General features: G+C 67.2%; 13 protein-coding genes. 9 read left to right on the top strand and 4 right to left on the bottom strand.

The window, feature by feature from the left end; all coding sequences use genetic code 11:
• Positions 1–115 precede the first annotated feature (115 nt).
• Positions 116–964 carry an aldo/keto reductase gene (locus tag ACY466_RS18370; RefSeq protein WP_463247500.1) on the top strand — a complete coding sequence of 283 codons (849 nt, stop codon included), beginning with the start codon at positions 116–118 and terminating at the stop codon, positions 962–964.
• Positions 965–1,065: 101 nt separating this feature from the next.
• A complete protein-coding gene (gene lpdA / locus ACY466_RS18365; RefSeq protein ID WP_463247496.1) occupies positions 1,066–2,481 on the top strand; it encodes a dihydrolipoyl dehydrogenase in 1,416 nt (471 codons plus the stop codon).
• Positions 2,482–2,565: 84 nt separating this feature from the next.
• Here the strand turns inward: lpdA and ACY466_RS18360 are convergent, their stop codons facing one another.
• The 4 genes from ACY466_RS18360 to ACY466_RS18345 form a co-directional block, all read right to left on the bottom strand.
• Positions 2,566–3,102: a carboxymuconolactone decarboxylase family protein gene (locus ACY466_RS18360; RefSeq protein WP_463247492.1), complete on the bottom strand. Its 537-nt coding sequence runs from the start codon at positions 3,100–3,102 to the stop codon at positions 2,566–2,568.
• Positions 3,103–3,154: 52 nt separating this feature from the next.
• Complete coding sequence (locus ACY466_RS18355; protein WP_463247488.1) at positions 3,155–4,105, bottom strand: YdcF family protein; 951 nt, start codon at positions 4,103–4,105, stop codon at positions 3,155–3,157.
• A gap of 202 nt (positions 4,106–4,307) precedes the next feature.
• Positions 4,308–5,720 (bottom strand): acetate metabolism transcriptional regulator RamB, encoded by a 1,413-nt coding sequence (gene ramB, locus ACY466_RS18350; protein WP_463247484.1) that lies wholly within the window; start codon positions 5,718–5,720, stop codon positions 4,308–4,310.
• A gap of 9 nt (positions 5,721–5,729) precedes the next feature.
• A complete protein-coding gene (locus tag ACY466_RS18345; protein WP_463247477.1) occupies positions 5,730–6,836 on the bottom strand; it encodes a GNAT family N-acetyltransferase in 1,107 nt (368 codons plus the stop codon).
• Positions 6,837–7,260: 424 nt separating this feature from the next.
• Here ACY466_RS18345 and aceA point away from each other — a divergent pair, with 424 nt between their 5' ends.
• The 7 genes from aceA to ACY466_RS18310 all read left to right on the top strand — a co-directional run bounded on the left by aceA (position 7,261) and on the right by ACY466_RS18310 (position 14,550).
• Entirely contained in the window at positions 7,261–8,550 is a 1,290-nt protein-coding gene (gene aceA / locus ACY466_RS18340) for an isocitrate lyase (protein WP_463247473.1), read from the top strand.
• A 161-nt stretch (positions 8,551–8,711) separates the two neighbouring features.
• On the top strand, positions 8,712–9,596 hold the full coding sequence (locus tag ACY466_RS18335) for a 3-hydroxybutyryl-CoA dehydrogenase (RefSeq protein ID WP_463247470.1): 885 nt from the start codon (positions 8,712–8,714) through the stop codon (positions 9,594–9,596).
• 187 nt (positions 9,597–9,783) lie between these two features.
• The gene (locus tag ACY466_RS18330) at positions 9,784–10,626 is read left to right on the top strand and encodes an MlaE family ABC transporter permease (RefSeq protein WP_463247466.1); all 843 of its coding nucleotides are present in this window, start codon (positions 9,784–9,786) and stop codon (positions 10,624–10,626) included.
• A gap of 4 nt (positions 10,627–10,630) precedes the next feature.
• Positions 10,631–11,500: an MlaE family ABC transporter permease gene (locus ACY466_RS18325; protein WP_463247463.1), complete on the top strand. Its 870-nt coding sequence runs from the start codon at positions 10,631–10,633 to the stop codon at positions 11,498–11,500.
• A gap of 4 nt (positions 11,501–11,504) precedes the next feature.
• Positions 11,505–12,551, top strand: a complete 1,047-nt coding sequence (locus ACY466_RS18320; protein ID WP_463247461.1) for an MlaD family protein — start codon at positions 11,505–11,507, stop codon at positions 12,549–12,551.
• A complete protein-coding gene (locus ACY466_RS18315) occupies positions 12,548–13,573 on the top strand; it encodes an MCE family protein (protein ID WP_463247458.1) in 1,026 nt (341 codons plus the stop codon). The genes ACY466_RS18320 and ACY466_RS18315 overlap by 4 nt, the downstream gene beginning before the upstream one ends.
• Entirely contained in the window at positions 13,570–14,550 is a 981-nt protein-coding gene (locus ACY466_RS18310) for an MlaD family protein (protein WP_463247454.1), read from the top strand. Before ACY466_RS18315 ends, ACY466_RS18310 begins: the two co-directional genes overlap by 4 nt.

The raw sequence follows: 14,550 nt of genomic DNA, 5'->3' as shown, positions 1-14,550 counted from the left end.
GTGGCGGGAATACGAGCGGCTCGATGTGGTTGTACCCGACCGTGTGCGTGACGCCCCGGTATTCGGGGTATGCGGCACGAGAAGCGCAATGAAGCTAGTGAGAAGGAGTCGTCATATGACCACCGTTCCAGGAATTCAGCTCAACGACGGCCGCACCATTCCCCAGTTGGGATTCGGCAATTTCCAGGTCGAGCCCGAGAAGACCGCCGACGCCGTGCGCACCGCGATCGAGGTCGGCTACCGCCACATCGACACCGCCGAGATGTACGGCAACGAGCGGGAGACGGGCCAGGGCGTTCGCGACTCCGGTGTGCCGCGCGACGACATCTGGATCACCAGCAAGCTCAACAACGGCTTCCACAAGCCGGACGACGCGCGCCGCGCCATCGACGAGACGCTCGAGAAGCTCGGATCCGACTACGTCGACCTGTTCCTCATCCACTGGCCGCTGCCCACCCGCTACGACGGTGACTACGTCTCCACGTGGAAGGCGCTCGAAGAGTTCAAGAACGACGGTCGCGCACGCAGCATCGGCGTCTCGAACTTCCAGGTTCCGCACCTCGAGAAGCTCGCGCAGGAGACCGGCACGGTCCCGGCCGTGAACCAGATCGAGGTGCACCCGTACTTCCTCAACGACGAGGTGCGCGCCTACGGAACCGAGCACGGCATCGCCACCGAGGCATGGTCGCCCATCGCGCAGGGCAAGGTTCTCGGCGATCCCGAGCTCGAGCGCATCGCGAAGGACGTCGGCAAGTCCACCGCACAGGTGACTCTCCGTTGGCACATCCAGCGCGGCGACATCATCTTCCCGAAGTCGGTGACCCTCGACCGGGTCAAGGCCAACTTCGACATCTTCGACTTCGAGCTCACCGACGGCCAGATGGCCGACATCTCGGCGCTCGGCAAGGGTGAGGACGGCCGCACCGGCCCGAACCCCGACACGTTCGACATGATCCCCGACTGACGTTCGCGTCTCGATCACCGAAAGGTCCGGTCACCCGTCCTACCGGCGGGTAACCGGACCTTTCGTCGTGTGTCGAAGCCGACGGGACTAGGCTGTCCCGCGTGACCTCACACTATGACGTCGTCGTCCTCGGAGCCGGTCCCGGTGGATATGTCGCAGCGATCCGCGCGGCACAGCTGGGCCTGAAAACCGCCATCGTCGAGAAGAAGTACTGGGGCGGTGTCTGCCTCAACGTCGGCTGCATCCCCTCCAAGGCGCTGCTGCGCAACGCCGAACTCGCGCACCTGTTCACCAAGGAGGCCAAGCAGTTCGGCATCTCCGGTGACGTGTCGTTCGACTTCGGCGCGGCCTACGATCGCAGCCGCAAGGTGGCGGACGGCCGCGTCAAGGGCATCCACTTCCTGATGAAGAAGAACAAGATCGATCAGTTCGACGGTCTCGGCAGCTTCACCGACGCCAACACCGTCGAGGTCGAGATGACGAAGGGCGGCACGGAGACTCTCACCTTCGACAACGCCATCATCTCCACCGGCAGCACCACCAAGCTGCTCCCCGGTTGCTCGCTGAGCGACAACGTCGTGACGTACGAAGAGCAGATCATGACGAAGGAACTCCCCGGTTCCATCCTCATCGTCGGCGCGGGCGCCATCGGCATGGAGTTCGGCTACGTCCTCAAGAACTACGGCGTGGACGTCACCATCGTCGAGTTCCTGGACCGCGCGCTCCCCAACGAGGACGAGGACGTCTCGAAGGAGATCGCCAAGCAGTACAAGAAGCTCGGCGTCAAGATCATGACCGGCGCCGCGGTGCAGAGCATCGACGACGACGGCAGCAAGGTCACCGTCGCGATCAAGAACAACAAGAGCGGCGAGACCGAGGAGATCACCGTCGACAAGGTGATGCAGTCCGTCGGCTTCGCTCCCCGCATCGACGGGTTCGGTCTGGACAAGACGGGCGTCGAGGTCACCGATCGCGGCGCCATCGCCATCGACTCGGTCATGCGCACCAACGTTCCGCACATCTACGCCATCGGCGACGTCACCGCGAAGCTCCAGCTCGCCCACGTGGCCGAGGCCCAGGGCGTCGTGGCGGCGGAGACCATCGGTGGGGCCGAGACACTGCCCATCGACGATTACCGCTTCATGCCGCGCGCCACGTTCTGCCAGCCGCAGGTCGCGTCGTTCGGGCTCACGGAGTCCCAGGCTCGCGAGGACGCGAAGGCACGCGGCTCGGACATCAAGGTCGCGACGTTCCCGATGACGGCGAACGGCAAGGCGCACGGCCTCGGCGACCCCACGGGATTCGTCAAGCTGATCGCCGACACCGAGCACGGCGAACTCCTCGGCGGACACCTCATCGGACCGGACGTCTCCGAGCTGCTGCCCGAGCTCACCCTCGCGCAGAAGTGGGATCTCACCGCAACGGAGTTGGCACGCAACGTGCACACGCACCCGACGCTGTCCGAGGCGTTGCAGGAAGCGATCCACGGCCTCGCGGGGCACATGATCAACTTCTGATCCGCACCCCCTGAACCGAGCGCGCACCCCCTCCAGTGGATCGGAGGGGGTGCGCGCCGTCGTAGAGAGTGCGGATTCGCTCGGTCAGAAGTCGCGCTGCACCCGCAACGTGCCGATCGTGGTCGCCAGACCGTCGTACTGGGTGACGAGCAGAACGAACTCGATGAGTCGCCGCTCGTCGAAGTGCGCGGTCAGGGCGGCCCAGTTCTCGTCGCTCAGAGCCTTCGTGGTCACCAGCTCGTCGGCCGCGGTGAGAAGCGCGCGCTGCGCCGGAGTCAGACCGCTGCTCTCGGGTCCCGCGAAGATCAGCGCGCGCAGGTCGGCGTCGATGCCGGCGCGCTTGCCGAGCCGGATGTGGTGGTCCAACTCGTACTGGCACTCGCGCAGGTGCGCCACCCGCAGGATGACCATCTCGGTGTCCTGGCGGCTGAGCTTGCCGAACGGCATGAGCTTCGAGCTGTAGAACAGCCACCCGCGGAAGAGCCCGCCCGTCCTGCCGAGCGTCGCGAAGATGCGTCCCTGATCGACGCCCATCCCCTTCGCGACGATGCGGTTGACGACCCAGTTCACTGGGCCCAGGTCTCCGATGGTTCGGCCGGGTTCGATGCGTGGGGTGGTCACGGTGCGAGGCTAACACCCGAACTGACCCGCCGGTAAGAAGAAGAATCGAGGACTACACGGGGTAGAAGCGCGGAATCCCCACCGTCTTGGTGGCGTCGGTGATCAGACCGAGCCGGGCGTCGGCGGGTACCGGGGGCACGACGGGCGCGGGTCCGTCCCACGCAGCGCCGATGACGTCGACGCCCGCGATGCGAAAGTCCGAGATCGACCGTCTGATGTGGTCGGTGCTCGTCGCCAGCACCGCGTTCGTCGCTCCGAGCGAGCGCAGAATCGGAGCCGTGAAGGTCGCGTTGGTCGGAGTGTCGGTCGCGCGGTCCTCCACGTGGATTCGCTCCGCGGGAATGCCGTCGGCAACGAGTCGGTCACGCATGACGGCGGCCTCGGTCCTACCGAGCTGGGGGTTGCCCCCGGTGACCACGATCGGCGACAGGGGCGAGGCCGTGGCCGCGGCGACACCGGACCGAAGGCGCTGCTCGAGTTCGGGCCGCATGGTGCCGTCCGGGAGCAATCCGAAGCCGAGTACGACGATGGCCGTGGACGCGCCCGAGTACGCGGGGGCGTAGTCGATGTCGACCGTGGCCGCGCTGTCGACGACGTCCAACGCACGACGAACTCGCTCGGCGAGTGCCGCGTCGAGCTCCTCGACACGCAGAAGAGCGGTCCGAACGGCGTCGTCGTTCCCGGCGGCAGCGGAGTAGAAAGCTTGCAGCGCAGGAATGTTCGCGTCACGAGGGGCTAGCGAGGCGAGTGTGTCGAGGGCTGCGAGTCCCTCGGAATACCGTCCGGCCCCCAGCAGCGCCTGCGCCGCGTCGTACCCGGCGGCGATGACGGGAACGGGCATCGGCACGTCGACGGGACCGGACGAGCCGAACGTCGGGAGCTGCGGTGTCGGGGGCAGGGGTGCTGCGGTGGCGGCGACGGCAGGGACGCCGAGGAGAGCCGCGGCGACCAGGGGTGCGAGGGCGGTGACTCGGATCGAACGGCGTGATCGGACGGGGCTCATCGGGGTCCTCGGTCTTCGCGTCGACGGGTCGTTGCGAGAGTTACTGTAGCGCCTGGTGGGGCGGTTGTTCGCGGTTGCTGGAAAACGGCTCGGTGAAGGCTGTCCGCTTCCCGCGGATCGAATCGTCACCTGCGGACGCTGCAGTGTCCGCGAACAGCAGCACCGTCAGCGGGAAGCGGCGCCGTCGGCGCGAAGTGATCGATCACGCGATGGTGTAGGGCGACACCGAACTCCGGTGTTCGTCGATGTCCAGGGCCTTGCCCAACGGGGGAAACGCACGCTGCGGACAGTTCGACCGCTCGCACACGCGGCAGCCGGCGCCGATGGGGGTCGCCACCGAGGGCTCGTCGAGCTCCAACCCGTCGGCGTACACCAGGCGGTTGCCGTGTCGCACTTCGCACCCGAGGCCGATGGCGAACGTCTTGCCCGGCTCGCCGTACCGCGCGGCACGTCGCTCCACCGTGCGCGCGATCCAGAGGTAGCGCCGACCGTCGGGCATCTCGGCGATCTGCGTCATGATCCGACCGGGGTAGGCGAACGTCTCGTAGACGTTCCACAGCGGACACGTGCCGCCGCTGGACGAGAAGTGGAAACCCGTGGCGGACTGACGTTTCGACATGTTTCCGGCGCGGTCCACGCGGACGAAGGAGAACGGCACTCCGCGCAGCGAGGGTCGCTGCAGGGTGGAGAGCCGGTGACAGATGGTCTCGTAGCTCACCGCGTAGTACGCGGACAGTCGCTCGATGTCGTAGCGGAAGTCCTCGGCGGTCTCGTGGAACCGGGTGTACGGCAATACCGTCGCGGCGGCGAAGTAGTTGGCGAAGCCCAGTCCGGCGAGGGACCGGGACTCGTCCCCGGTGAACCCGCCCTCGTCGACGAGGCGCCGGATGAGGTCGCCGTTCTCGAGGTACGCCAACTCCGCCGCGAACCGGAACACCTTCTGCCCACCGGACAACCGGGGCGAGATCTCCAGCAGGCGCGTGCGGGGGTCGAAGCGATGGAGGACGTTCTCGCCGAGGTCGATGCGCTCGACGATCTGCACGTCGTACAGGTTGCGCAGCCGTTTCGCGATCTCACCGGCGATGTCCGCGCGGTGGAACCGCAGTCGGTTCGCCAGATCCTCGGCCGCGGTGTCGAGTTCGTCGAGGTAGTTCTGGCGTTGGTAGAAGTAGTCGCGCACTTCCTCGTGCGGCTTGGAGATGGCGCCGCTGCCGCTGCCGTCGGAGAATCGGTCGTCCGTGGCGGCCGCGAGCTGAGCGCTGGTGTTGCGGTAACGCCGGTGCATGTTGACGAAAGCGCGGGCGAGGGACGGGTGCGAGGCCACCATGGCCGCGAGCTCGTCCACGTCCGCGTCGACACCCACGTCCTGATCGAGGGTGACCTCACGCAGTTCCGCCACCAGCCGGGTGTTGTCCTGCGAGGCGAAGAACGTGGTGTCCACGCCGAAGACCGTCGTGATGCGGGTCAGCACGGCCGTCGTCAACGGACGGACGTCGTGTTCGATCTGGTTGAGATAGCTGGCCGAGATGTCGAGCCGACCGGCGAGGGCCACCTGGCTCAGGCCGCGCTCGGTCCGAAGTTGACGGAGGCGACTGCCCACGAACGTCTTGGCCATGGCGGAAAGCTACCGCCGCACCCGTGCGAGGAGCCCCTTCACCGAGAACGACTCGAGGCGACGCGTCACGGGAACGAGCACGCGGGCACCGGGAACCTTCCGGGGAAGTGCGGTGACCGTGACGGCCCGGTACTCCCCGGTGTTCCATGCCTCCTTGAACCCGTTGGTGCCGACGCCGAGGTCGATGCGTTCGACACCGACCTCGCGGGCGTGATCGACGAGGGATTCCATCATCTGGTGGCCGGGTTGCGCGGCGGCGAATTCCGGGTCGTAGTGGGTCAGCCATCCCTCGAAGGTGTTCTTCGAGCGCACCATGAACAGCTGTGCCGCGGCGGTGCGTCCGACCGCGAGCTTGGCGACGGACAGCCGACCGGCCTTCGCCTCGCGGCGCAGGACGGATCGCACGAGGTTGCCGAGGGGCGGGGCGAGGTAGTCGGTGCGGTCGTGGCCGTCGACGCCCGCCGCGGACAGCTTCGCCATCTCGTCCCAGTTGGCGTCGAGCTCCTCGGGAGTGGAGATGATCTCGACGCGAAGCGGGGTGCCGGCCTCGTCGTAATCACGACGCGTCGAGCGCAACCGACGCCGGGATCCGCGGCTGCGAAATCCGACCGCGCCCGGCCCCTTCTTCGGTACGTCGATCACCATCACCGCTCGGCCGGGATTGATCGACGAGCGCCACCGAGGGCTGTCGAGGACGTACCGGACGGACGGATCACGCTCGTCCATCTCGTCGAGATGCACGCCGATCCGCCGCTCGGCCATCGCGGACCAGAGGGCTTCCACCGCGGCGTCGTCCTCGGTGAGGATCTCGCTGACCATGCCGAGGTTGTCGCCCATGACGCGGGCGACCTGCACGGGACCGTAGCGACGCACGACGAACGGAGCGAGCCCGACGAGCCGAGAGCCTCGATGCACCGTGACGATCAGGGGTTGCCGCGTTCGCCGCAGGCGCAGCGAGCCGAAGGAGTACTCCGGCCGCGCGGCCACGTGTCGGCTGACGCGATCGGCGAGATCGAGCCACTGCTGCCACAGCTCGTCGGTGCACACGGCACCCGACTCGGTGCGGCCATGGAATCGAACGGTGAGGCTCTTCGGGTCCGATTCGGTGTCGATCACACGCCTCACGGTACCGAACGGGCGTTCGTCGGACGGGGTGAGCGCGCAGGCACCCCGGCGCCCGGTGTCGTGGTGATGGTGGTCACACCCCGAGCCCGACGGCGCGACGTGGCCCGTCTCGTCACGGCGACGGGAGCCGAGCGGCCCGTCGACAAAAAAGTACGCCTGTACTGCTACTTTGCCCTACCGGCGAGTAGGGAAGGTGCCGACTGTCCGTAGGGAAGTTCGCAAACTTTGCAGATGATGCGAAAAAGGTAGCCACGATTTACAGTCACAGCACGTAGACAGTGGTTTTCGGGTATGTCATCCTCGACCGGTACATCAGAAATGCCTGGCAAGTCTGCAAAGAGTTGCTTCGAGGCGAAGATGACCCGGACCGGTCGCGTTGGACCGCCGGGCACACGAACAGAGACGGAGCTTGTCGATGTCGACCACCGGCACACCGAAGACCACCGAAGAGATCCAGAAGGACTGGGACACCAATCCCCGCTGGAAGGGTGTCGAGCGCAACTTCTCCGCGCAGCAGGTCTCCGACCTCCAGGGCACCGTCGTGGAAGAGGCGACCCTCGCCCGCCGCGGCAGCGAGATCCTGTGGGACCTCGTCAACAACGAGGACTACATCAACTCCCTGGGCGCCCTCACCGGAAACCAGGCCGTGCAGCAGATCCGCGCCGGCCTCCAGGCGATCTACCTCTCCGGCTGGCAGGTCGCCGGCGACGCGAACCTCTCGGGCCACACGTACCCGGACCAGAGCCTCTACCCGGCCAACTCGGTCCCGTCGGTCGTCCGTCGCATCAACAACGCACTCCTGCGCGCCGACGAGATCGCCAAGATCGAGGGCGACACCTCCGTCAAGAACTGGGTCGCACCCATCGTCGCCGACGCCGAAGCCGGCTTCGGTGGCGCACTGAACGCCTACGAGCTGCAGAAGGCCATGATCGTGGCCGGCGCGGCCGGCGTCCACTGGGAGGACCAGCTCGCGTCGGAGAAGAAGTGCGGCCACCTCGGCGGCAAGGTTCTCATCCCGACCCAGCAGCACATCCGCACCCTGACCTCGGCACGCCTGGCGTCCGACGTCGCCGACGTCCCGTCGGTCATCATCGCCCGCACCGACGCCGAGGCAGCCACGCTGATCACCTCCGACGTCGACGAGCGTGACCGCGAGTTCCTCGACGGAACCCGCACCGCCGAGGGCTTCTTCGGTGTCAAGAACGGCATCGAGCCCTGCATCGCCCGTGCCAAGGCCTACGCGCCGTACGCGGACCTCATCTGGATGGAGACCGGCGTCCCCGACCTCGAGGTCGCCAAGAAGTTCTCCGAGTCGGTTCGCAGCGAGTTCCCCGATCAGCTGCTCGCCTACAACTGCTCGCCCTCCTTCAACTGGAAGGCGCACCTGGACGACGCGACGATCGCGAAGTTCCAGAAGGAGCTCGGCGCGATGGGCTTCAAGTTCCAGTTCATCACCCTCGCCGGCTTCCACTCGCTCAACTACGGCATGTTCGACCTGGCGCACGGCTACGCCCGCGAGGGCATGACGGCGTTCGTCGACCTGCAGGAGCGCGAGTTCAAGGCAGCCGAGGAGCGCGGCTTCACCGCGATCAAGCACCAGCGTGAGGTCGGCGCCGGCTACTTCGACCGCATCGCCACCACCGTCGACCCCAACACGTCGACGGCCGCACTCAAGGGCAGTACCGAAGAGGGCCAGTTCCACTGATCCCCCACTCGGCGCTTTCTGCGCACTAGTCAGGCGGTCCGCGACATTCGTTGCGGGCCGCCTGATTCGTACCCGTGGGCTGTGCCCGTACCCCAGCAGAGTTACCCCCATCTCACCTTTCGCCGACGGCGCGCAGGGAACGACACATCACAAGGAGAACTGTGAGCAGCGAGAAGATCGAGCGAGTCGGCGTCATCGGCGCCGGACAGATGGGCGGGGGCATCGCCGAGGTGTGCGCTCGCGCCCACGTCGACGTCCTGGTGTTCGAGCAGACCACCGAACTCGCCGACGCCGGCAAGGCGCGCATCCTGAAGTCCCTCGACCGCGGGGTCAGCAGCGGCAAGATCACCGACCGCGAACGCGAGCAGGCCGCGTCGATGCTGCGGTTCACCGCCGATATGAACGAGTTCGCCGACCGTCAACTGGTCATCGAGGCCGTTCTCGAGGTGGAGAAGGTCAAGACGGACATCTTCGCCGCACTCGACGCCGTCATCACCGATCCCGACGCGGTGCTGGCGTCCAACACCTCGTCGATCCCGATCATGAAGATCGCCATGGCGACCTCGCGCCCCGAACGCGTCGTCGGGCTGCACTTCTTCAACCCGGTCCCGGTGTTGCCGCTCGTCGAGCTCATCACCACGCTGAAGACGTCGGAGGCGGTGACGGCGCGAGCGGAGAGCTTCGCCGCCGATGTTCTGGGCAAGCAGGTGGTGCGGGCCGCGGACCGATCCGGATTCGTCGTCAACGCACTTCTCGTTCCCTACCTGCTCTCGGCCGTGCGCATGGTCGAGTCGGGCTTCGCGACGAAGGAGGACGTCGACAAGGCGACCGTTCTGGGGCTCGCGCACCCGATGGGCCCGTTGGCGCTGACGGATCTCATCGGGCTGGACACGGTCAAGCTGATCGCCGACTCCATGTACGGCGAGTACAAGGAGCCGCTCTACGCGCCGCCGCCGTTGCTTCTGCGGATGGTCGAGGCCGGGTTGCTGGGGAAGAAGTCCGGCGCCGGGTTCTACGAGTACGTGAACGGGCGAATCGCCACGTAGCCACCGATTCACGGGCGTCGGGCCCGATTTGCCCGGCTGACCTCCTGCCTCCGTCACGGTCGGTCCCCGCCGTTTTGTCACCTGTCACCGAAGGGTTTCGACCCGTCCGATTCGGTCGGACCGTGCTGTTAGTTTCGGCGGTGCGTGGGGGATCGGACCGATCCCTCGGCGGACACTCGGGGGAGTCATGGCGGTACGGGAAGCGGGGGGACGGACGCGTCGGCGTCCCGGCCCGGTCGGCGCAGCGGCCACGCGGATGGCGTCGGGTACACGGACGGTGGGCCGACTCGCGGAGTTGAGCGCGTCGGCGTTCGGATTCCTGGTCCGCGACCTCGTCGCTCTGCGCTTCGCCTGGCGCGAGGCCCTCGACCAGGCCTGGTTCGTCGTCACCGTCACCGCCCTTCCGGCCGTGCTGGTGTCCATACCGTTCGGCGTCATCGTCTCGGTGCAGGTCGGCAGCCTCACCAACCAGATCGGTGCCACGTCCATCGCGGGCGCGGCCGGTGGCCTGGGCGTGATCCGGCAGGGAGCGCCCATCGTCACCGCGCTGCTTCTGGGCGGTGCGGCCGGCTCGGCCATCGCGGCCGACCTCGGAGCGCGGACGGTGCGCGAGGAGATCGACGCGATGCGCGTCATGGGCATCGATCCGGTGCGCCGTCTCGCCGCCCCGCGCCTCGCCGCGATGATCCTGGTGGCCCCGCTGCTGTGCGCACTGGTGATCTTCATGGGGCTGGTGTCCGGATACGTCGTCAACGTGGGATTCCAGGGCGGAACTCCCGGTAGCTACCTGTCGTCCTTCGCGTCGTTCGCCTCCATCACCGATCTGGTGGTCGCCCTCCTCAAGGCCGAGATCTTCGGCGTCATCGTCGTGCTGATCGCCTGCCAGCGTGGTTTCGAGGCCACGGCCGGGCCGCGCGGAGTGGCCAACGCGGTGAACGCAGCCGTCGTTCTCGGGGTCGTGTCGGCGTTCGTGGTCAACGTGGTCGCCACTCAACTCGTGGCCGTGTTCCTGCCGCAGCAGCTGGGTTGAGCCGATGACCGTCGCCAAGTACAGCCCGGCCGGCACCGCGTCGATCCTGCGCGGCGGTCGACGCGTCGCCCGCGTACCGCTGTCCGCCGCCGAGCACCTCGGCCACCAGCTCACCTTCGCCTGGCAGGTGCTCGCCGCCGTCCCGCACACCGTGCGGGCCTACCGGCGGCAGACCATGTTGGTGCTCACCGACATCACCTGGGGCAGTGGAGCTCTCGTGGTCGGCGGTGGCACCGTCTCGGTCCTGGTGATCCTCGGTATCGCAGTGGGGTCGTCCGTGGGCATCGAGGGCTTCAACGCCCTCCAGCTCGTCGGCATGAGCCCGCTCACCGGGTTCATCTCCGCGTACGCCACCACGCGGGAGCTGGGCCCGATGATCGCGGCCATCGGATTCGCGTCGCAGGCGGGGTGCCGGATGACCGCGGAGATCGGCGCCATGCGGATCTCGGAGGAGATCGACGCGCTCGAGGTGGTGGGCATCCGGTCCATCCCGTTCGTGGTCACCACGCGCGTCATCGCGGGCGTCCTCACCATCGTGCCGCTGTACCTGTTGACGTTGATCCTGGCCTACGTGTCCTGCGCTCTCGTGGTGTCCGCGTTCGGAGACCAGTCGTCGGGAACGTACGACTACTACTTCACGGCGTTCCTGCAACCGTCGGACCTGCTGTACTCGCTGCTCAAGGCCACGGTCTTCGTCGTCGCGGTCATCATGATCCACGGCTATCAGGGTTACTACGCGACGGGTGGACCCGAGGGCGTCGGCCGCGCGTCGGGACGTGCGATCCGCGCGTCTCTCATCGCGATCGTCGTACTCGACATGATCCTCACCGTGGTCATCTGGGGCTCGGACGTCGGCATCAGGATTTCGGGGTAGCGCGATGGCCGTGTTCGACGACCTGTCCCGACGGTCCGCAGGGCCCGCGACTCTACGAGTGCGTGGACTGATCCTCGCGATCGTGCTCGTGTTGTTCGGCGTGTTGCTGACCCGTTACGCCACAGGCGGATTCGCTTCCCGGTTCGACGTCACCATCGACACCGCCGCGGTCGGTGACGGTCTCGCCGTCGGATCGGACGTCAAGTACCGAGGGCTGCCGATCGGGCGCGTCGACGAGATCGAGGCGGTGGGATACGGACAACAGCGGGTGCACGCGCACATCGACCCCGCTGCCGCGTCGTCCCTGACGGAGGACACCACCGTGCGGTTCTCCTCCGCGACGGTGTTCGGGGCGACGGTGATCGAGCTGTTCTCGACGGGTACGGGCGCGCCGTTGCGACCGGATTCCGTTCTGGTTCTCGGACCGGAGACCGAGACCGCGACGGTGACCGGTGTGTTCCGGCGGCTGGCCGACCTCACGGATGTGCTCGACGCGGAGAACACCGATCGGGTTCTCGATCTGATGGCGCGCGTGTCCACCGACTTCGGGGACAGTCTGAAGCCGTTCTTCGACACCGCCCAGATGATGGCGGAGACCCAGCGCGCGCCGCTCGACTGGAAACTGCACCGCGGCGCCGAACTCGGAGACGGCCTCGGTGCGTCCATCGGTCCGGTGACGGACGTCGTGAGCCGCGTCGTCGACAGCAGCGAGTACTTCGAGAATCCGGTGAACCGGGATCGCGCGATCGAGGCCATGTCCGGGCTGGGAACGGGATTGACCGTTCCGCTCGGAGATCTGTTGCGCGACAACAATCCTTACCTGAAGCCACTGCTGGACACCCTCCTGGACATCCTGCTGCCGGTGGCGCTGTCCGCGGGCACCCTGGCTCCGGCGTATCAGCGTGTCCCGGCCGTGGTGCAGGGCGTCGAGGACGCGTTCCCGACGGTCGACGGAAAGGTCCAGTTGCAACTCGAGGTCATCGTGAAGAACATGCCGAACCTGGCGGGACCCGTCGACGCGTTCGCCGTCGGACTGGGGGAGGGACTGTGAGCGGGGCGTCCACCTCCGGTGTGCCGGTGTCGACTCTGCTGAAACTGGGCGCGTTCGGCGTCGTGGCGATCCTGTGTCTGGTCCTCGTGGGCGGTGCGCTGGGAAACGCTGGGGGAGAGGACCGATCGACGTTCCAGGCCCGCTTCGACGACGTCTCCGGCCTCTACGTCGGTGACGACGTGCGGCTCTCCGGGGTCGAGGTGGGCACCGTGACCTCGATCGAGTTGGACGGCGGCCGGGCGCGGGTGGCGTACGAGGTGGACGGTGATCAACCGGTGACATCGACGACGAAAGCCGCTGTGCGCTACCAGAATCTGCTCGGTCAGCGGTACCTGGAGCTGGTGCAACCGGACGAAGTGGGGACGGAGCTTCCGTCGGGAAGCACGATGGGTGACGACATGACGATTCCGTCGTTCGACATCACGACGCTGTTCGACGGCTTCGAGCCGATCTTCGAGACACTCGACACCGAACAGGTGAACCTGTTCGCCCAGAACGTGCTCGACCTCGTGCAGGGCGACGGTTCCGGTCTGGGGCCCGTGCTGCGTGACCTCGACGGCCTCACCGAGTACGCGATGCAACGCGAGCAGATCATCGTGCTGCTCATTCGCAACCTCGGTGCCATCTCCGGAGTCGTCGGCGAGCGATCCGAGCAACTCGGTCGACTGTTCGCCGAACTCGATCGCGTGGTCTCCACGTTCGGGGACCGGGCCGACACCCTGCTCGAGGCGGTCGACGACATCAACGCCGGGCAGGGACCGGCCATCGAGATCGGTGAGCAGCTGCGCGCCACCTACGACTCGGAGTACGGACCGGTCGACGGTGCGTTCAAGCGGCTCGTGCCGGGCGCACAGCAGATCGTGGATCTGCTCGCGATGACGCCCGGGTTGCTGCGATCGGTCGACGAGACCCTGCGGTCGTCCCCGGAGCGGCAGGTCTACGCCTGCTCCTCCGGTGACGCCGGAATTCCGGGCATCGGTTCGGTGGTTCTCGGAACTCAGCAGCTGGTGGTGTGCCGATGAGCTCGATCAAGGACGGCCGCCGCACGGTGTGGAGCGCGCTCGGAGTGCTGGCCGTCGTGGTGGCCGTGGTCGCGGCGATCGCCGTCTACGTCCTGTCCCCGGGCCACGCGACGTACACCGCCGCCTTCGAGAACACCGGCGGCGCGCACGCCGGCGACGACATTCGGATCGCCGGAATCCCGGTCGGGTCGGTGAGCCGCATCGAGCTCGCCGGCGATCACGTGCGGATGACCTTCGAGGTGGAGGACGACGTCGTCCTCGGGGATGCCACGACTCTGGGCGTGCGGCTGCTGACCCCGATCGGTGGCCACTACCTCTCGCTCACCCCGGCCGGCGGCAACGAGCTGCCCGGCGGGGAGATCCCGCTCGAGCACACCCGCGTTCCCTTCTCGCTCTCCGACACCATCGAAGCGGCGACTCCGATCCTGCGTGACCTCGACGGGGTCTCGTTGCGCGAGACGGTGGCCGAGATCGATCGCGCCGTCGCCGCGCAGCCCGACTCCATCCGCGCCGTCACCGACAACCTGACGTCGATGACGGGTGCGATCGCGGACCGTCAGGACGATCTCGACGCGAGTCTGCGGGTCGCCGACGAGTACGTCGGTGCGCTGGCGACCGACCGCGAGATCCTGCTGGGTCTGCTGCAGCAGATCGGCATCATCACCTCCAAGCTCGGAGCGAAGCGACTCGACGTCGCGGCCGCCGCGGACAAGCTCTATCGACTCTTCGCGCTGCTGCACCGCCCCATCGTCGCCCTCGACCAGGGCCTGGGTCCGACCATCGAGGAGGTCGAAGCGCTCGCCGCGACTCTGCGGGAGAGAACCGGATCCCTGGACGACGCGATCACCGCCGGCCGGGAGTTCACCGACGCCATGTCGGGCCTCCTCGCCGACGGGAACGGTCCCGTGATCGATCGAGGTGCGGACGTGGTGACCGGTGCGAGCCTCTGCGTACCCCTCCCCGGAAAGGCGTGCTGA

This window comes from Rhodococcus sp. K11/5 (assembly GCF_055193735.1).
This window is presented reverse-complemented; position numbering and strand designations above follow the sequence as displayed.